This window comes from Erwinia rhapontici, assembly GCF_012271765.1.
In the GTDB taxonomy this organism is placed as follows: domain Bacteria; phylum Pseudomonadota; class Gammaproteobacteria; order Enterobacterales; family Enterobacteriaceae; genus Erwinia; species Erwinia rhapontici.
The window spans coordinates 879,387-898,131 of sequence record NZ_VRKO01000010.1; the positions used below are offsets into that span (position 1 = coordinate 879,387).

Annotated in this window: 18 protein-coding genes; 9 read left to right on the forward strand and 9 right to left on the reverse strand. The window is 54.7% G+C overall.

The features are described from left to right. Positions 1 to 35 precede the first annotated feature (35 nt). Positions 36 to 533: a DUF2946 domain-containing protein gene (locus FVB43_RS09280; protein WP_238337017.1), complete on the reverse strand. Its 498-nt coding sequence runs from the start codon at positions 531 to 533 to the stop codon at positions 36 to 38. Between the two features lie 279 nt (positions 534 to 812). On the opposite strand from FVB43_RS09280, the gene FVB43_RS09285 reads away from it, so the two are divergent. Further along, on the forward strand, positions 813 to 2,219 hold the full coding sequence (locus FVB43_RS09285) for a PTS fructose transporter subunit IIC (RefSeq protein ID WP_167863808.1): 1,407 nt from the start codon (positions 813 to 815) through the stop codon (positions 2,217 to 2,219). A 48-nt stretch (positions 2,220 to 2,267) separates the two neighbouring features. Here FVB43_RS09285 and uspE read toward each other — a convergent pair whose 3' ends face one another. Together uspE and FVB43_RS09295 are read right to left on the reverse strand one after the other, a co-directional pair. Beyond that, positions 2,268 to 3,218: a universal stress protein UspE gene (gene uspE / locus FVB43_RS09290; RefSeq protein ID WP_133841936.1), complete on the reverse strand. Its 951-nt coding sequence runs from the start codon at positions 3,216 to 3,218 to the stop codon at positions 2,268 to 2,270. A gap of 116 nt (positions 3,219 to 3,334) precedes the next feature. After that, positions 3,335 to 4,090 (reverse strand): FNR family transcription factor, encoded by a 756-nt coding sequence (locus tag FVB43_RS09295; RefSeq protein ID WP_133841937.1) that lies wholly within the window; start codon positions 4,088 to 4,090, stop codon positions 3,335 to 3,337. Between the two features lie 355 nt (positions 4,091 to 4,445). Between FVB43_RS09295 and smrA the strand changes: the two genes are divergently transcribed. Next, positions 4,446 to 5,012 (forward strand): DNA endonuclease SmrA, encoded by a 567-nt coding sequence (gene smrA, locus FVB43_RS09300; protein ID WP_133841938.1) that lies wholly within the window; start codon positions 4,446 to 4,448, stop codon positions 5,010 to 5,012. A gap of 4 nt (positions 5,013 to 5,016) precedes the next feature. Here the strand turns inward: smrA and FVB43_RS09305 are convergent, their stop codons facing one another. Continuing rightward, on the reverse strand, positions 5,017 to 5,940 hold the full coding sequence (locus FVB43_RS09305; protein WP_133841939.1) for a LysR substrate-binding domain-containing protein: 924 nt from the start codon (positions 5,938 to 5,940) through the stop codon (positions 5,017 to 5,019). A gap of 346 nt (positions 5,941 to 6,286) precedes the next feature. Between FVB43_RS09305 and FVB43_RS09310 the strand changes: the two genes are divergently transcribed. Then, complete coding sequence (locus FVB43_RS09310; protein ID WP_133841940.1) at positions 6,287 to 7,612, forward strand: MFS transporter; 1,326 nt, start codon at positions 6,287 to 6,289, stop codon at positions 7,610 to 7,612. Between the two features lie 722 nt (positions 7,613 to 8,334). Here FVB43_RS09310 and FVB43_RS09315 read toward each other — a convergent pair. Then, positions 8,335 to 8,769, reverse strand: coding sequence for a DoxX family protein (locus tag FVB43_RS09315; RefSeq protein WP_159336720.1), 435 nt, complete (start codon positions 8,767 to 8,769; stop codon positions 8,335 to 8,337). 165 nt (positions 8,770 to 8,934) lie between these two features. On the opposite strand from FVB43_RS09315, the gene FVB43_RS09320 reads away from it, so the two are divergent. Together FVB43_RS09320 and FVB43_RS09325 are read left to right on the forward strand one after the other, a co-directional pair. Then, positions 8,935 to 10,464, forward strand: coding sequence for a carboxylesterase/lipase family protein (locus FVB43_RS09320; protein WP_133841941.1), 1,530 nt, complete (start codon positions 8,935 to 8,937; stop codon positions 10,462 to 10,464). 234 nt (positions 10,465 to 10,698) lie between these two features. Further along, positions 10,699 to 12,351, forward strand: a complete 1,653-nt coding sequence (locus tag FVB43_RS09325) for a methyl-accepting chemotaxis protein (protein ID WP_167863809.1) — start codon at positions 10,699 to 10,701, stop codon at positions 12,349 to 12,351. Here the strand turns inward: FVB43_RS09325 and FVB43_RS24740 are convergent. The 3 genes from FVB43_RS24740 to FVB43_RS09335 form a co-directional block, all read right to left on the reverse strand. After that, the gene (locus tag FVB43_RS24740; protein WP_277950370.1) at positions 12,348 to 12,470 is read right to left on the reverse strand and encodes a hypothetical protein; all 123 of its coding nucleotides are present in this window, start codon (positions 12,468 to 12,470) and stop codon (positions 12,348 to 12,350) included. The genes FVB43_RS09325 and FVB43_RS24740 overlap by 4 nt on opposite strands. A gap of 48 nt (positions 12,471 to 12,518) precedes the next feature. After that, on the reverse strand, positions 12,519 to 12,806 hold the full coding sequence (locus FVB43_RS09330) for a contact-dependent growth inhibition system immunity protein (protein WP_167863810.1): 288 nt from the start codon (positions 12,804 to 12,806) through the stop codon (positions 12,519 to 12,521). Positions 12,807 to 12,885: 79 nt separating this feature from the next. Further along, positions 12,886 to 13,737, reverse strand: coding sequence for a LysR family transcriptional regulator (locus tag FVB43_RS09335; protein ID WP_133841943.1), 852 nt, complete (start codon positions 13,735 to 13,737; stop codon positions 12,886 to 12,888). 132 nt (positions 13,738 to 13,869) lie between these two features. On the opposite strand from FVB43_RS09335, the gene FVB43_RS09340 reads away from it, so the two are divergent. The 4 genes from FVB43_RS09340 (at position 13,870) to FVB43_RS09355 (ending at position 17,043) form a co-directional block, all read left to right on the forward strand. Then, positions 13,870 to 15,039, forward strand: coding sequence for a pyridoxal phosphate-dependent aminotransferase (locus tag FVB43_RS09340; RefSeq protein ID WP_167863811.1), 1,170 nt, complete (start codon positions 13,870 to 13,872; stop codon positions 15,037 to 15,039). Between the two features lie 24 nt (positions 15,040 to 15,063). Further along, complete coding sequence (locus FVB43_RS09345) at positions 15,064 to 15,840, forward strand: transporter substrate-binding domain-containing protein (RefSeq protein WP_159336576.1); 777 nt, start codon at positions 15,064 to 15,066, stop codon at positions 15,838 to 15,840. 70 nt (positions 15,841 to 15,910) lie between these two features. Further along, a complete protein-coding gene (locus FVB43_RS09350; RefSeq protein ID WP_133841946.1) occupies positions 15,911 to 16,612 on the forward strand; it encodes a helix-turn-helix transcriptional regulator in 702 nt (233 codons plus the stop codon). Positions 16,613 to 16,674: 62 nt separating this feature from the next. Continuing rightward, positions 16,675 to 17,043, forward strand: coding sequence for a VOC family protein (locus FVB43_RS09355; protein WP_167863812.1), 369 nt, complete (start codon positions 16,675 to 16,677; stop codon positions 17,041 to 17,043). Positions 17,044 to 17,431: 388 nt separating this feature from the next. On the opposite strand, the gene pepT is transcribed toward FVB43_RS09355, so the two are convergent. After that, positions 17,432 to 18,664, reverse strand: a complete 1,233-nt coding sequence (gene pepT, locus FVB43_RS09360; RefSeq protein ID WP_167863813.1) for a peptidase T — start codon at positions 18,662 to 18,664, stop codon at positions 17,432 to 17,434. Positions 18,665 to 18,745: the final 81 nt, after the last annotated feature.

Here is an 18,745-nt window from a genome sequence, read left to right on the forward strand (position 1 = left end):
AGGCGTAAGCAGTGACTAAAATAAAAATAACAACCTTAGAAAGAGAATGAAAAAACAGGCGGTGCGCGCGGTTGTACAATACCCGGGAAGAAGGCGGAGGGGAGCCAGGATTCATAGCGTGAGGGTGGCATCCGTAACGTCAGACGGTACAGCAGCCAAACTAGCGGGATAAAGACGATGAGCAGTACGGGGAAATGTGCCAGCAGCTGGCAATAACCGCAGGCAACGTCATCCATCATACCCATACCGGCAGGCATCGCATGATGCTGAGCGTAATCGGACGGGGGCGTTGTTGCCATCGACGGTGGCGCTGAGTGCAGGGTAGCCATCTCATCCATCGTCATGCCGCTCATGTCTCCATGATGCATCGACACCATCGATGAGTGATCTTCACGGGCAGAGGCATCCGGTGTTGATACACGCTGATGTTCCAGACTTTTAGAGACATCCGGTGCAATGAACAGCAGCAGGATCGCCATAATAGCGATAAATGCCGGTATTCGACGCTGCGACAGGCGATAAAAAGAAACCAACAGTCAACCTATAGCAGAGTGAAAAGATAGATGAAGTGTAGCGATTTTTATTCCCGATGTTAATGGGAAATTTAATTAATCATCTTCTTGCTGTTTTATTTTTTAATGAATCTCATTACAGGGTGAATACCCGCGATAAATAGCCTGTGCTGTTGAGTGACAGTACAGGGTTTGTCCCGCCAGTGGGACAGTGTTTGGTAGTGTTTTTCCCATCGGGCTCTGTTTAGATAAGACTCCGGCCGGAACCGACAGTTATTTTATTGTTACCGGAGAACACCCATGAATATTATCGCCATCACCGCCTGTCCCACCGGGGTGGCCCACACTTATCTGGCCGAAAGTAATTTGAAAAAAGCCGCCAGAAAGCTGGGCCTTTCCCTGCGAGTGGAGACTCAGGGTGCTATTGAGAGCAAGTACATCCTCAGCCCTGATGATATTTCTGCCGCAGATATTGTTCTGATCGCCGCCGATAAAAAAGTTGATATGGCGCGTTTTCAGAACAAGAACATCGTCGAAGTCCCGGTAGCCCGGGCGGCAAGAGACGCCGAAGGGCTGCTCAATGCCATCACCGCCGGGGAATTAGCCCCACACCGGCTGGAGATTGCCAGCGAAGAGGGTGATGTGGTGCCCGTTGTCAGTGGCAACAGCTGGTATTCCAGCATCTATGTCCACCTTATTACCGGGGTCAATCTGATGATCCCATTCGTGGTTGCCGGAGGGATACTGATTGCTCTCAGTTTCTCATTTGGGATCACCGCTGCCACGCCGGGTGATGCCAACTTCAGCCCGCTGGCGAAAATGCTGTCCGATATCGGCGGGGGATCGGCATTTGCCCTGATGCTGCCGATCCTGTCACTGGGAATCAGCCAGTCCATCAGCGGGAAAATGGGGATTGTCTCCGGTGCGGTGGGCGGCATGATGGCCATTCACACCGGGTCGGGCTTTCTGGGCGCACTGCTGGCGGGTTTTTTAGCGGGTTACGTCACGCTGATGATTGTCCGCTACATTCGTCTGCCAGAGGTGATTGCCGGGCTGAAGCCGATTTTGCTTGTGCCGTTACTGAGCGTGCTGATTACCGGGGCGCTGATGGTGTGGCTGATTGGCGAGCCGATTAAATTACTGCTTGGCTGGTTGACGGACTTCCTCAATGCATTGGGGCACACCAACTCGGCCATTCTTGGCCTGCTGTTTGGCATGATGGTAGCCTTTGATATGGGCGGGCCATTGAATAAAACCGTGTGTATGTTTGCCATCGGCCTGATGTCCAGCGGCATTTACGGGCCGATTGCCGCTTGTATGGCTGCCGGAATGGTGCCGCCGCTGGGGATAGCGCTCGCCACAGTGCTGTTCCGGCGTAAATTCAGCCGCAGCGAACGTGAGACGGGCAAAGTGACGTGGGTGCTGGGGCTGTCGTTTATTACTGAAGGGGCTATTCCCTATGCGGTGTCCGATCCGCTACGGGTGATCCCGGCGATTGTGGCGGGCTCTGGGCTGGCCGGTGCGTTATCGATGGCGCTGGGTTGTGCATCGCGTGCACCTCATGGCGGTATTTTTGTGATGTTTATTCCGAATGTGATCGCTAATCTGGCCGCGTATCTGCTGGCTATTGCTGCAGGGTCACTGCTGACGGCGTTAATTCTGTGGTTCCTGAAAAAGGACGTGGTGGAAACGGCAACGTCATCATAGCGGAGGGAAGGGAGAGGGCGAGCCTGGGATCAGGCTCGCCCGTGGTCATTAATCGTCTTCGTCATCATCCAGTTCGACCGGAGAGGCGAAACCGTCAGGCTTGATCGCCAGCAGGTCACAGCGCAGGTGGTCAATAACCTGCTCGGCGGTATTCCCAAGGAACGCTGCCGATAGCCCGGTACGGCCGATAGTGCCGAGCACCACCACACCGGCATCAAGGTGTGCGGCCAGCTCTGGTATCACCTCTTCAGGCAGCCCTTTCTCCACATGGGTGAACTTCTCATCAATGGAGAATGACTGACGCAGCGCCTTCATCGCCACCAGATGCTGACCACGGATGGCATCGTTATAAACGCTCGGATCAAAGTCTGGCAGCTCAATGGCGATATTGATTGGTGTAACAGGGTAAGCGCCGACCAGATGCACTTCGGTATGGTTAACCCGTTCGGCCAGCTCCAGCGTTTCTCTGACCAGCTTGCTGTTTAACGGATCGTGATGTGGCTCTTCGCTGGCGAGGTTTACTGCGACTACCGCCTTGCCGCCTTCTGGCCAGGCCTGATCTTTCACCATCCAGACCGGGCACGGGCATTTGCGCAGCAGGTGCCAGTCGGTTGGGGTAAACACCACCGCCTGTAAGCGGTCATGCTGGTGGGCCATCTTAATCACCAGATCGTGTTTGCTGTTCAGCACTTCCTGGATAATCGCTTCGAACGGACGATTATGCCAAATCACCTTGATATCAATCTGCACGCCGGCCGCAAGATAGGCCTGCGCCTGTTCACGGATCCACTCAGTGCGTTGGCTGATCACCCCTTTACGCATGGTGACGCGTTCATCGGGTGAAAGCAGCGTGGTCATCTCATAGGAGAAGTCGTAAATGGGAAGAAAACAGGTAATCTTACCGCCAAGCCGCTGATTAAGGTAAACAGCGCGACGAAGTGCGGGCTGGTCGTCCTGTTGTGGATCGATCGCCACCAGAATGTTCTGATATTGAGCCATAACGGTTTCTCCTTACACTGAGCGTGTCAGCTTAAAGATAGCCCAATCGAGGCAAAGGAAGAAGGGGAAAAGTTGTTGCCGGATCAATAAAATAAGAAATATCGATCCGGCGCGGGTCAGGCGATGGCACGGCTCTGGCCTGCCAGTTCTGACAGAATTTCATGATTTTCGATGGTGATGTATTTTCCTTTCACCGCCAGCATGCCGCTTTTCTGGAAGCGACCAAGTAGACGACTGATGGTTTCTACCGTCAATCCAAGGTAGTTACCAATATCACCACGGGTCATGGTCAGACGAAATTCACGCTGTGAGAAACCACGCTGGCCGAAGCGGCGCGACAGACCGTAAATAAAGGCGGCCAGACGTTCTTCCGCATTTTTCTTCGACAGCAGCAGGATCATTTCCTGGTCGCCCTTAATTTCGCCGCTCATCAGGCGCATCATCTGCTGACGCAGGCTGGGCATTTTACCGGAAAGATCGTCGAGGGTTTCGAAAGGAATTTCGCACACCATGGCGGTTTCTAACGCCTGAGCGAAGCTGGGATGCTGGTTACCGCTGATGGCATCAAAGCCGACCAGATCACCCGCCAGATGGAAGCCGGTAATCTGCTCATCACCCTGTTCGGTGATGGTGTAGCTTTTAATGGTCCCGGAGCGAATCGCGTACAGGGAACGCAGTTCGTCACCCGCTTTAAACAGCGTTTGTCCTTTCTGAATCGGTTTTTTACGCTCGATGATGTTATCAAGCTGGTCCAGCTCATGCTCGTTAAGCGTGAAGGGAATACAAAGCTGACTGATGCTGCAATCCTGGCAGTGAATGGCGCAACCACCCGATTGTATGCGTCTAGTGATAATTCGCTTTTCCGGAATCATAATGTACGCTCGATGATAATTGACTGACATCAATTTACCATTTTTCCCGCACACAAGGGAACTCATCTGAGCAGTTTTAGGCACAATAAATATGTGGACGTTATTAATAATCGTCATCTCTGTAAAAGTTGTGTGAAAAACAATCTGTAATCAGATGATTCGCAGGCTAACCTCCGCCAAATAGGCTTGATATCCGATTTTTTAGTTAAGCTCACCACAGAATCCACCTCCATGATCCGTATCAATAAGCGGACAAACACAACCCGGATGAAGCCTGTCCGTTTTTTGCTAAACTCACAGCTGTAGAAAAATGCAGAAAACGCGCGCAGGGCGCGTATTGATCGGGGATAACGTGATGAGCAACAACGCTGATGAGCTGGAGCTGTTTAAACAGGCGATGGGAGACGTTAAGCCACTGAAAGCCTGTTCCAGCACCTTATGGTTACCTTCTTCACAAAATAAAGTGCGCCAGGTGCTCGATCCACAGCTGGATAATCCGCTGACCACTGGCCTGCTGGATATCGTCCCGTTGACCACGCCGCTGGAATACAAAGCGGAAGGAATTCAACAGGGCGTGCTGGACAAACTCTTTCAGGGAAAATACCCGCCGCAGGCCACGCTGAATCTCATTCGTTACACCGTCGAACAGTGCCGTCAGGCCCTGTATCTGTTTATGTTGCAGTGCGTACAGGATGGTCTGCGCAATGTGTTGATCGTGCATGGAAAAGGGCGTGATGATGCCTCACATGCCAATATCGTGCGCAGCTATCTGATGCGCTGGCTGCCGCAGTTTGAGGATGTACAGGCATTTTGCTGCGCCCGGTCACAGGATGGCGGCACGGGGGCCTGCTACGTTGGGTTGCGTAAGAATGAACAGGCACGGCTGGAAAACCGTGAACGTCATGCCAAACGCAGTCGATGATATGTCAGCCTGAATGGGATTTTCGGATCGTGGCCAGCAGGATCTCGGCACTCAGTGTCAGAGGCGCACCAGAGCGGGTCATGATGCCGACCGCTTCGCCGGGGCCATGTGAGGCAATCGGCAGCGCAGCCAGCGCATTATGCAGCAAGTCTTCTTTAATCGCGCCCGATGGCACAAACCACACATAGTTGTAACGCAACGCCAGTTGGCGGGCCAGCGACGTTGAGGATGTCTCCACCAGGGTGCCTGGCAACGTGCAACCTTGTTCTTTCAGCATGGCTTCGGCAATGCGACGCGGGGCGGTGCCCTCCGGTGAAATGACCACGGGCCAGGAGAGCGCTTTAGAAAGCGTGACATTGTCACTTAATAGTGGATGATCTGGCCGTACCACCAGGCGCAAGGACTCCAGAAAAAGCAGTTCGTAGGTCAACCCGGCCATCAAATCGGGATCGGCCATGCGCCCAATCCCAACGTCAAATTCTCCGGCTTTAAGCGCAGCGATCAGTACATTGTTGTGCAGCGTTGCCACTTGCACAATCGCCTGTGGCTGTTGCTGGTGAAAGCGATCGAGAATTGACGGCAACATTCCCAGCGCCACAGTGGTCAGCACGCCAAGGCGCATCACTTCAGGGGATTTTTCGTGCGGTAATGTAAACGACTGCCCGGCATGATTAAGTGCATCAAGAACACGTACCGCGTGCGTGAGAAACTGTTCTCCCATTGTGGTTAGCTGTGCACCCAAACGCCCGCGTTCAAACAGCCGCACACCCGCCAAATCCTCCAGCTCGTTCAGTGTCTTCGACAGAGCGGGCTGGCTGAGTGACAACGTTTCGGCGGCACGTCCCAGCGTCCCTTGCTGTGCAACGGCGACGAAGGTATGTAAATGGCGCAGACGAATACGCTGATTAAACTGATATTTTTTGTCCATTACGCAGAATAATAACGGCCCGGATAAACTGGCAAGTTTTCTCTGAGTATTTTGTTAACCTTATTGCAAAATTTAATTAACATTTACCGCTTTTCCGACGTTATCCATTACTTCTGGTATGACTACAGAGCGAAAGGGTATTGCAGAGATTATTAATCCTTTGAAAAAGTGAGCGAATACCTGAATACCGTATTGAGATCATTTCTGTCACATTTCAGGATAAAACGGACATATTTTCCCAGGAGAATTCCATAACAATCCGTTATGATAGCCGGCACTTTTTCTGTAAACCTCTGCAACGTTGTCATCCGGGCGGGGTTAACACTGGCCTGTTATGGAGCGCGAAGTGGACAGTACCGCAGCGATCGATATCCGTACGTTGATTAATCAGGGGTCGTTGAGTCGTTATCAAAAACGCATCATCGCCCTGAGTTTTGCCGTGGTGGCAATGGATGGTATGGATATTGCCCTGATGGGTTTCATTGCCCCGGCGTTGAAAAGCGCATGGGGAGTGACGAACCATCAGTTAGGTGCCGTCATCAGTGCCGCGCTGATCGGGCTGGCGCTAGGCGCGATGTTTGCCGGGCCGCTGGCCGATCGCTTTGGCCGCCGGGTGATCATCATTTGCAGCGTGTTCTTCTTTGGCTTATGGACGCTGGCCACTGCCTTCTCGCAAAACCTTGACCAGATCATGTTGTTCCGCTTTCTGACGGGGCTTGGGCTGGGCGCTGCCATGCCCAATGTCGGCACGCTGGTAGCAGAATACTCTCCTGAACGAAAACGTGCCTTTCTCATCACCGTGGTGTTCTGCGGCTTTACCTTTGGTGCCGCCAGCGGTGGGTTCGCCGCCTCATGGTTAATCCCGAACTTAGGCTGGCATGCGGTGCTGGTGATGGGCGGTATTCTGCCGCTGCTGATGGTGCCCTTGCTGCTGCGCTGGCTGCCGGAATCCGTGCGTTTTATGATCACCCGTAACGCCCCGGCGGCGCAGATCCGGCAAATCGTTGAGAAGATGCATCCCGGCAGTATAGGAGAAGCGTGCATCTTCACGCGCAGCGAAGCCGCAACCAGTGAAGGTGCGGTAAAAGTGGTGCTGTCGCGCCGTTACTTCTTCGGCAGCATGATGCTATGGGGCAGTTATTTTATGGGGCTGTTTCTGGTCTATCTGATTGGTTCCTGGCTGCCGTCGCTGGTGAAGGATGTCGGTATGACGGTGACGCAGGCGGCGCTGGTTACGGCGATGTATCAGGCGGGTGGCACCGTAGGGTCGTTGTTTGCGGGCTGGATGATGGATCGTTTTAACGCCAATCTGGCGTTGGCGGCGATCTATTTCACTGGCTCAATTGCCACGGTGTGCATTGGCTATGCGCCAGCGGATGTCTGGGTACTGGGGTCAGTGGCCTTTTGCAGCGGTTTTTGTCTGAACGGGGCGAATACTGGCATGAATGCACTGTCAGCCAGTTACTATCCTACCCATGCCCGTGCCACGGGTTCCAGTTGGATGCACGGCGTGGGGCGTATCGGGGCCATCCTGAGTGCGTTCGCGGGTGCACAAATGCTGTCGCTCGGCTGGAATATCACGGATGTTTTCTCTTTCCTGGCGATTCCGGCCGTGCTGACGACTCTGATGCTGGTGGCGAAATACCGTTATGGTTATCAGCGTGAGGCGTGATGTATGCGGTCGACCCGAAAGGCCACGGTCTTAAGGTCAAGGTCTTAAGGTCAAGGTCTTAAGGTCAACGTCTTAAGGTCAAGGGCGTTTCGCTTTCCCGCTGCGCGGGCGAAGCGACAAGGGGCGGCCAGTCGCCGCCGCCCCTTGACCCCGGGCTTGCGGCAGGCGCCGCGCCCGTTTCACGGATGCCTTCGTCAGTTCCGTTCACCGACGGACCACTCGTGACGGCACTTCCCTGTGCCGGCCCGAGCTTTCACCGCCGTCCAGGCGGTTCATCCTGGTTCACATCACTTCCTCAGCGCAGCTTAATTGCCGCCTCAACATCAAAACCAAAATCTAAAAGATTAAATAAAACCAAAAAGGCTTTTTGTGTCTGGTCTGTTTGATTGGTTTTTCTTTTTATTTTGACCCGGCCGTTGACCTTTTGAGCGGCAATTAAGCCTCGCCGAGGGAGAGCGGATTTCCAGGAGAGCCGACAGGACGTCGGCGAGAGGGTGAGCCGGGACAGGGATGTCCCGTCACGCCCGGTCCGGCGGGAAAACCGACCGACTGAGGGAACCCACGAAGTGGGCGATGCGCCTGCCGCAAGCCCGGGTCCCCAGGGTGGTGGCGATTGTCCACCCTGGGTCGCTCAGCCCGCGTAGCGGGAAAGCGAAATGCCCTTGACCTGGCCCTTGACCTTAAAACATGAAAATTAACTGATCACCAACCCGCCAGGCATACTATTGCAACTGACTATTACTGATCACAGTAAAACGGCCCGCGCCCAGAAACATCACGGCCAGCGCGCCGAAGAAATAGAGCGCTTCCCCTTCCAGTGCCCAGGCCCCCACGCCAGTGCGGTCCCACACTGCGCCTGTTTTCACCAGCAGGGTGGCCACCGCCAGATTCACGACGATCACGAACGCCGCCGGACGCGTCATCAGGCCAATGATAATCATCAATGGTGCCACCACCTCACCAAGATAAGCGCCATAAGCCACAAAGCCGGGGATGCCATGCGCATGAAGCAGTCTGGCGATCCAGCCAACGCCATGCTGAACTTTAAACACGCCATGAAACAGCAGCAGTGCACCAAGCGAAACGCGTAAAACCAGCTTGCCCAAATCCGGATGATCGCTGAGGCGGGAAAATCCATTATTAATCGCGGTAAACATAACGTAATCCTTGAAGGTAAAGGCGGAATGCGCATGAAGCGGTGTGTCGATCATCGCACTGAGTAAAACACGCGTCATATCAGCATAATCTGCAAATCAAAAGCCGTGATGGACTTTCTCCCTTCGTCTGCAAATAATTAACCCAGAGATGATGTGGAAAAACCTATGAGAAACGAACGATCATTACGGATTATGACGGCGGAAGGCAGCCTGCTTGGGAGTGTGGAAGAGGGGATTTTCGTCTTCAAAGGGATTCCTTATGCGGCACCGCCCGTGGGCGAACTTCGCTGGAAGGCGCCGAAACCACTGAATGCCTGGCAGGGAGATAAAGACGCCACAGACTGGGGACCGGCCAGCTGGCAGAGTCGGGAGTATTGCCTGGCGGTAGGCGGCGGCGACCCCGGCCGTTTTCATGAAGACTGCCTGTACCTCAACGTCTGGACCCCGGATATCGCCCCGGCAACACCGCTGCCGGTCATGGTGTGGATTCACGGTGGCGGCTACGCCGTTGGCTCCGGTGGATTAACCCCGTATCTGGGGGAACCGCTGGCGCAGCGTGGTGCGGTGATCGTGACGATAAACTATCGCCTGGGCCAACTGGGCTTTTTTGCTCACCCGGCGCTGGACCGTGAATATGCCGACGGTGAAGTGGTCAATAACTTCGCCTTACTCGATCAGATTGCCGCCTTGCAGTGGGTGCAGCGCAATATCCGTGCCTTTGGTGGAAACCCGAAAAACGTCACGCTGATGGGGGAGTCCTCCGGTGCCCGCAGCGTACTCTCGCTGTTTGCCTCACCGCTGGCCGAGGGGTTATTCCATAAAGGCATTGTCCAGAGTGCCTACGGTGTACCGGATGTGTCACGTGCAGAGGCACTCAAAAAAGGGCAGGCGCTGGCAAGTCATTTTAATCTCCCTGATGCCAGCGCGGAACAGCTACGTGCCTTACCCGCTGAATCATTCTGGCCGCTGGATCGCGCGCTAAACATCGGGCCGGTGGCGATTCACGGCGACCGCGTGCTGCCGCAGCCGATGCTCAGCGTGTTTGCCGCAGCCAGACAGCAGCGCCTGCCGTTGATGATTGGCAGCAACAGTGATGAAGCCAGCGTACTGGCTTATTTTGGTGTGGATGCGGCTAAGGTGATTGCCGATATGCGCCGCAAGCATCCGCTGGCGCTCCGACTGATCAAGCTGCTGTACCCGGACGTCTGGGATGATGGCGAACTCGGCAGGCAGGTGGCTCGTGACATGACCTTCACCACGCAGGGGTACATTGTCGCCCTGGCGCAGCACCGTGCTGGTGTGCCGGGCTGGCGCTACTATTTTGATTATGTCTCTGAAAACGCGCATGATCTCTATCCTCATGGCACCTGGCATGGCAATGAAATTCCGTACGTCCTCAACACGCTGGGCCAGTTAGATCCCGTTGACACCGCACGATCTTTCACTGAGGGAGACCATGATTTTTCCCAACGTGTCAGCGAATACTGGCTGCGTTTTGCCCGCGATGCGACGGTATTCTCGCATCAGATAAACGGGGAAACCGACTGGCCCGCCTGGCATCCCTGGAGTGACATCACGCTACGCTTTGGTCGTCACGGCCTGGCCTGTATTGCCCCTGAAAAACGCTTTATGCGACGCAGAATGCAGGTGTTTCGTCTGCTGATGCGGGCATTTGTGCATCTCAGACACGATTAATTAGGGTTGCTCAGGGGATAGTTAATTTTTACTGCTGTATTTTAAATGACCTAAATCGTCAGAAAACGGCATCATAGCAATAACTTATGATTTACCATGGAAAGTATGAGGAATAAAACGCAGCAATATAAATCGTGTTAATTTCTTAATTTTTTAAAGTCTCCGTGCCGATAACTTGCCTGATAGCCCTAGATAACAACACTTTTATCGGTATCACCAGGTCACGGAGTCATTATGAAATTATTAAAAAATTATACCATCCGCGCAGTTTTGCTGTGGATCTTAGGCTTTTTCTGCCTGCTCTGGGGCGCTGTCGGTACGTACAGCGTGTATTCACTGGATCAACTGAGTGACGGCAATGCCGTCGATCGCCATCTGGTCGGACAGATGAGCACATTAAGCAAAGGTAACGATCAGTATTTCCGCGTGATCACCCGTTTAACGCGTGCAATAGATTCCAAAAAACCGGAAGACATGGCGTCGGTGCAGAAAGCACTGGATAACATGACCACGCTGTTGGCTGAGTTCAAACAACAGTCGCCGGGCCCGCTGGATCAGCAGTACTCTTCCGGCGCCATTGCCAGCTGGCAGAAACTGTTGGATGACGGTGTTAAACCGCAGGTCCGACTGGCGCAGCAGGGCTCACCGGATGACTACCGTCGCCATGCCGCCAGCATTACGCCAGCCCTGAGCCGTGATTTTGGCGCCAGCGTGGAGAAATTCAACGTGGCGGCGGCGGCTAAACTCGATGCGACTCGTGTTACGGTCGACCATCTGACCCACGTCACCAAAACCGTGCTGGTACTGGCGGTGATTGCCGGATTGCTGATCCTGGTGTTTACCGACCGCTATCTGGTGGTGATGCTGGTACGCCCACTGGACACCATCCGCGAACACTTCCGGGTGATTGCCGAAGGGGATCTGACCCAACCGGTCAACGACTTTGGCCGTAACTGTGTTGGCAAGCTGGTGCCACTGCTGCGGGCGATGCAGGACAGCCTGCGTGACGCCGTCAGCGCTATTCGCAGCGGTACGGAAAATATCCATCGCGGAGCGGCAGAAATCTCCTCCGGCAACAATGATCTCTCCTCGCGAACAGAAGAACAGGCCTCGGCGCTGGAGCAGACGGCAGCGAGCATGGAGCAACTGACCGCCACGGTGAAATTCAATGCCGACAACGCGCGTCAGGCCAGCTCACTGGCGGATACTGCCTCTGTAACGGCCAGCAAAGGCGGCAAGCTGGTCAATGAAGTGGTTAACACCATGCAGGGCATTGCCGGCAGCTCGAAGAAAATTGCCGAAATTACCACGGTCATTAACAGCATTGCCTTCCAGACCAATATCCTTGCACTGAACGCAGCGGTAGAAGCCGCCCGCGCCGGAGAGCAGGGGCGTGGTTTTGCCGTGGTGGCCAGCGAAGTGCGCAACCTGGCACAGCGTAGTGCCGGTGCAGCGAAAGAGATCGAAACGCTGATTGCGGACTCTGTTTCCCGCGTCGATACCGGTTCAAAACTGGTCGGTGAAGCCGGAAGCACGATGGGCGACATCCTGACATCGGTGGCTGAAGTTACCGAAATCATGAAGCAGATCGCGTCAGCTTCCGAAGAGCAGAGCAAAGGCATTTCTCAGGTGGGCACCGCGATTTCAGAAATGGACAGCGTCACCCAGCAGAACGCCTCGCTGGTTGAACAGGTTTCTGCGGCAGCCAGCGCGCTGGAGCGCCAGACGGAAGAGCTGACGCGGTCGGTGTCGAAGTTCCGCCTTTCCGCCAACAGTGCCCCTGCCAGTCATTCTGCCGCTGCACCGGCAGCGTTGAAAAGCCCGCTGAAAGCCCTGGGTGCGCCAAAAACCCGCGCCGCCTCTGCTGACGAGTGGGTGTCTTTCTAAGGCTGTTCACATAACCACGCCACCCGCTCATCCAGCAGCGGTGGCGATACTGACGACGGGCGACGGCTCAGGCTATAGACCGCGCCCGTTTTTACATTGTTCGCAAACAGCGTGACCATGTGCTAATCGCCAGATATTTCGTCGAAAATGTTAATTTCGCTTCTTTGTCAGCGGCTGTCGCGTTGCTGTTTTAGATAGTGAGATAACCAGGACAGGAACGCTACCGGGGAGGGGCGTAAAAAAGCCATACTCACACTGCACACTTGCTCCAGGGCGCGGTTTGCAGAGTCATCATCAGGATAGTGTTTTAGAAAGTCGTCAATTTCCTCAATCAAGTTATTATCAACCTCATCCTGATCGTCAATATATGCATCCACGATTTCTTGATAACTGTCTCCCCAGTCGGGGCCAAAAAAAAACCGAAAAAAAATCCTTATCGATTCGTATTTTTTCATCGTGTTAACCCAAAATTGGAAACGCAGTTAAAATATAATGATCCGACTAAACGCCTGGTAGGGCGCGCCAAAAACCCGATTAAGGCTGTTCACATAACCACGCCACCAGCTCATCCAGCAGCGGTGGCGATACTGAAGGCGGGCGACGGATCAGGCTATAGACCGCGCCCGTTTTTACACTGCCCGCAAAGGGTGCGACCAGGCGCTGCATCGTCAGATCTTCCGCTATCAGTGTGACATCGGCCACGGTCACGCCAAACCCCTGAATGGCTGCGCTAATCGCCAAATCCATCGTTGAAAAATGCTGATTCCGTTTCATCGCCAGCGGTTGTTGCTGTGCCTGTAACCACAGCTGCCAGTCGCGGTTGTCGGCAGTGGGATGCAAAAACGTCATGTCTGCCAGGGATGTCGCCGTTGCAGGCCCGTCGGGGAGCAGGGAGGCGGCCATGACCGGTGTCAGCGCCTCTTCAAACAACAACACGCTGTTGCGCGGGCTGCTGCCATACAGAATGGCCGCATCAAAGTTATCCAGCTGGCTGCTGTGATCCACGGTCGTGGTCAGGGAGACGTGCAGTTCCGGGCGTGCTTTCTCCAGCGCCACCAGCTTTGGCACCAGCCAGCGCATCGCGCAGGTCGGGGCTTTCAGACGGATCATCGCATTCTGCCTGCTGGCCTGTTGCGCCGCTTCGTGCATCTGCTGATAGCCACTTTGCAGCGCGGGCAGCAGGCTGGCGCCCTGCGGGGTCAGCGTCAGACCGCGTGCATGGCGGTCAAATAGCGCAAAACCCAGCCAGGCTTCCAGCGCGGCAATTTTACGGCTCACGGCACCCTGGGTAATACAGAGTTCGCTGGCGGCACGCGTCAGATTGAGATGACGGGCGGTCACAATAAAAGCATGGATGGCATTTAACGGCAGCGGGCGCTGAGGCATGGGGTTCTCTGAGCTATGATTAAACGTCATGGCTATTATGACAACAATTCGCTTGTCGCCTCAAGTGCCGCCGCGTTGAATAGGGCTAACGAATTTTACCCTGTTTGGCTAATGTCCTGACCTGGAGCTTCCATGACCATCACCTCTTCGGTGCAGCAACGTTCTAAATTACCCGATGTCGGTACCACGATTTTTTCGGTGATCGGCCAGCTCTCTGCACAGTACAACGCGATTAACCTGTCGCAGGGCGCCCCTAACTTCCCGTGTGATCCTCAGTTGGTGAACGGTGTGACCCGCGCCATGCAGCAGGGTCATAACCAGTACGTCCCGATGACCGGCCTGGCGGCGCTGCGTGAGGTGCTGGCAAACAAAGTTGAAACGCTGTACGGCCAGAAGTATGACGTTGCCAGCGAAGTGCTGATCACCGCCAGCGCCAGCGAAGGGCTCTACTCGGCCATTGCCGGGTTGGTTCATCCGGGGGATGAAGTGATTTTCTTCGAACCAGCGTTCGACAGCTATGCGCCTATTGTGCGTCTGCAAGGTGCAACGCCCATCGGCCTGAAATTACAGGTACCTGATTTCGCCATCAATTGGGATGAAGTCAGTGCGGCGATCACGCCGAAAACGCGCATGATCATTATCAATACCCCGCATAACCCGAGTTCACAGGTCCTCAGCCGTGACGATCTTGACCGTCTGGCATTACTGACCCGCAACACGGATATCGTGGTGCTGTCGGATGAAGTCTATGAACATATTCTGTTTGATGGCCGTCAACACCACGGAATGGCAACCCACTCTGAGCTGGCGCAGCGCAGTGTGATTGTTTCATCCTTTGGAAAAACCTTCCATGTGACCGGCTGGCGCGTCGGTTATCTGCTGGCCCCGGCTGAGTTGATGGATGAAGTGGTCAAAGTGCATCAGTTTATGATGTTCTCCGCCGACACCCCCATGCAGGTGGCGTTTGCCGACTATCTGCATCAGCCCGCTAACTATCTGGGCCTGGGGGAATTTTACCAGCGTAAACGCGATACGCTGGCCAGCCTGCTGAAAGATTCACCGTTTACGCTGCTGCCTTCGGCCGGATCGTTCTTTATGTTAGCCAGTTATGCAGATTTCAGTGACGAGACTGACAGTGAAATGGTAAAACGTTTGATTGTTGATCACGGTGTGGCCACCATTCCGCTGTCGGCGTTTTATACCGATGGCACCGACAATAAATTAATCCGTCTTTCTTTCGCAAAAGACGAAGCCACCTTGCAGGCGGGCGCGCGCGCACTCTGTCAGGTCAAGCCTCGCTAACAGCACCACTCTGAGGGTAAATGAATGAAAAAACTGAATGCGTTGTTTGTGGCAGTAGGGTTGCTGACGTCCATGTCAGCGCTGGCGCAGGACACACTGCGTTACGGTCTGGAGTCACAGTACCCACCGTTTGAAAGCCGCAACGCCTCAGGCGAGCTGGAAGGGTTTGATATCGAACTGGGCAAAGCGATTTGCCAGGTGGGAAATTTCAAATGCAGCTGGGTGGAAAGCAGTTTTGATGCCCTGATCCCGGCGCTGGCCGCGAAGAAATTCGATGCCATCAACTCGGCGATGAACATCACCGAAGCGCGTATGAAAAGCATCGGTTTCACCAATCCTATTTACCGTATCCCGAGCATGCTGATTGCGAAAACCGGCTCCGGCCTGCTGCCAACCGTTGACAGCCTGAAAGGCAAGAGCATTGGTGTGCTGCAGGGTTCCGTTCAGGAAACCTTCGCCAAGAAGCACTGGGAGCCACAGGGTGTGACTGTGACGCCTTACCAGGATCAGAACCAGGTTTACAACGACATGGTCGCGGGCCGCCTTGACGGTACGCTGGTGATGTCGGCTGCCGGGCAGTCTGGCTTCCTGGAAAAACCGCAGGGTAAAGAATTTAGCTTTGCCGGTAAGGCCGTGGAAGATCAGGTAGTACTGGGCGTCGGCATTGGTTTTGGTCTGCGTAAAGACGATGCCAAATTGAAAGAAGCGCTGGATGCCGCCATTGTGAAAGTGCAGAACGACGGCACCGTCACCAAACTGGCCGCGAAGTTCTTCCCAGGTATTGATGTGGCAGTGAAATAACGTTACGCCACTCCGGCGGCCAGCCCTGCTGGCCGTCCCTGACATCCTCCCCAAACCGCCGAAAGCCACTATGTCACGTGCTCAACGTCTGCTCGATCTGCTGCAACTTTTGCGTAACCACCGTTTCCCCATTACGGCTGAGCAACTTGCCAGCGAATTGCGTGTCAGTACACGAACGCTTTACCGTGATATTGCCACTTTGCAGCAACAAGGGGCGGATATCGTGGGTGAACCCGGATTGGGCTATGTATTAAGACCCGGCTTTACCCTGCCGCCGTTAATGTTTAACACCGCGGAAATTGCGGCGCTGGTACTCGGCTCCCGTTGGGTTGCGCGCCGGACCGATAACGAACTCGCCGCAGCGGCGCACTCTGCATTAAGCAAGATTGCCGACGTTTTGCCACCCGAACTGCGTTCGCAGCTGGAGTTATCGCCGCTGATGGTCGGCCCGGCGAAGGCGGAGTTGGCTATCAGTATTGATGTTGGCGCATTACGTCAGGCTATCAGCCGGCAGAACATTATAGAGATTGACTACCTTGATCTGAAAGACGTTAGCTCCCGGCGCAGAGTCTGGCCCATTGCGATTGGTTTTTTTGACTCTGTGCAGGTGCTCGTGGCCTGGTGCGAAACACGCGATGATTACCGCCATTTTCGCCTTGATCGTTTCACCCACCTGCAGGTCACCGCGCAGCGGTATCCACGTGCTCGCACACAGCTGATGAAAGCGTGGCGGGAACGCCATAATATTTCTGCTCAGGGATTTGGCTACTGACAAAAACTGTCAGTCGCATCGCCTAGTCTGTTCCCGTCCAGTCATTAAACGGGAAACCCCAAATGAAAGCACTTGATTTCACCATTCTGTATGTTGCCAGCCCGGCTAACAGCGCCGATTTTTACCAGCGGATACTGAACGTTGATGCCGTCGAATTTTCGCCCACCTTTGCGATGTTTATCCTGCCTTCCGGCGGTCGTCTCGGGTTGTGGCTTACATCAGGAGTGACGCCACCGGTGAATACCGGAGCCAGCCAGTCGGAGATTGTGTTTACCGCAGAGAGTCGTGACGAAGTGGATAGTCTCTTCAGCCAATGGCAGGCGTGGGGCGTTGAGATCCTCGACCCACCAGCAACGCTGGATTTCGGATATACCTTTACCGCCTGCGACCCGGACGGGCATCGTCTACGTGTGTATGTTTATGAGGAATGAGGCGTACTCGCGGGTGCAGTTCAACGTCAAGGGCGTTTCGCTTTTACCCGAAGTGGGCGGAGCGGTCGAGGGCTTGCGTCAGGCACATCGTACACTCGCAGCGAATCCCTTCGTCAGCTTCGTTCACCGACGCACCGGTTGTTGACGGCACATCGGGTTGCCGGTTTTAAAACCGACAGCGTGCAACCGTGCTGCGGGGATGGGGCCAGTTTGAGGTAAGCCGGACGTCACGCGACAGGACGTCGCGTGCCGAGGCCCGCAGGGATGCGGACTTTGCCGATCCGGCGTGCTCAAACTGGCCTCAGACCTGAAGCCAAACTGTCAGCCACAAAAAAAGGGATCCTTGAGCCCCACGGAAGGCCGTATTTCCCGGTAGGCCCACTAGAAATTACTCCGCTGCCAGCAGGCAGATTTTCTCAGCCAGCTGGTAAGACTTCACAAAGGACGGGATCGGCAGGAACTCAAACTTTGAGTGGAAATTATGCGCGCCAGTAAAGAAGTTCGGCGTTAATAACCCTTTTGCAGACAGCGCTGCACCATCCGTGCCGCCGCGCATCGGGATCACCTTCGGTTCAATATCCAGCTGTTTCATCGCGGCAAAAATCAGGTCAATCGGGCGCTTATCGGCGCCAATCGCGTTGCTGATATTGCTGTAGGTATCCGAAATACTGACCTCCACCTTGCCCGTTGGATACGCCTGGCGAATGATTTCCGCCACCTGATGCATCTGCTGTTTACGTTGCTCAAAGCTTGCCAGATCGAAATCACGAATCGAGGCCTTCAGGCGCGTTTCGCTGGCGTTGGCCTGCATATCATTAAACCAGGTGTAACCTTCACGTCCGGCAGTATGTTCCGGCGTCTGCTGGCGATCAAAGTGGCCGATAAAGTCCCAGGCCATCAGCAGCGGGTTCACCAGTACGCCTTTGCCTGACATCGGGTGGGCGGTAACGCCCGTCAGGATGATCTCAGCGGCGGCGGCATTGAAGTTCTCATACACCACTTCGCCCAGTTCGCAGCAGTCGATGGTATAAGCAAAGTCCACATCAAAGCGCGTCTTCAGATCCAGTGCTTTCGCGCCGCGCAGGCCGATCTCTTCATCCGGCACAAACGCCACCACAATATCGCCGTGCGGCTGCGCATCGTTCAGGTTTTCCATCAGCGTCATCACCACCGTCACGGCGGCTTTATTGTCGGCACCCAGCACGCTGGTACCATCGCTGAAAATAATGTCCTGCCCATGATAAGCGGCGATCTCCGGGTGTTGCGCCTGGCGCAGCCAGATATCCTGTTCTGCATTCAGGCACAGATCTTCGCCCTCGAAGCGCAGGGTCTGCGGGTGAATATGCGGCGAGAGGCCGACATCCACGGTATCAATATGCGTAATAAAACCGATGCGCGGGGCGCCAGGGCGATTACCGGGTTTCACGGCGGTCACGGTGGCGAATTCATCAATCACCACGTTGTGTAACCCCAGCTGACGCAGTTCATCCGCCAGCAGCCGTGCCATATCATGTTGTTCAGGCGTGCTGGGCAGCACGGTGGACGCGGCGTCACTCTGGCTGGTGACCGCCAGATAGCGGTAAAAACGTTGAGTCAGCTGACGTGCCAGTAAATCAGTCATAAGCTTTCCTTATTTGTCTCGAGCGGTATGATTTCGGTAATGTGCAAAATCATGTTATTCATGAACAGGTTATTTACAGGT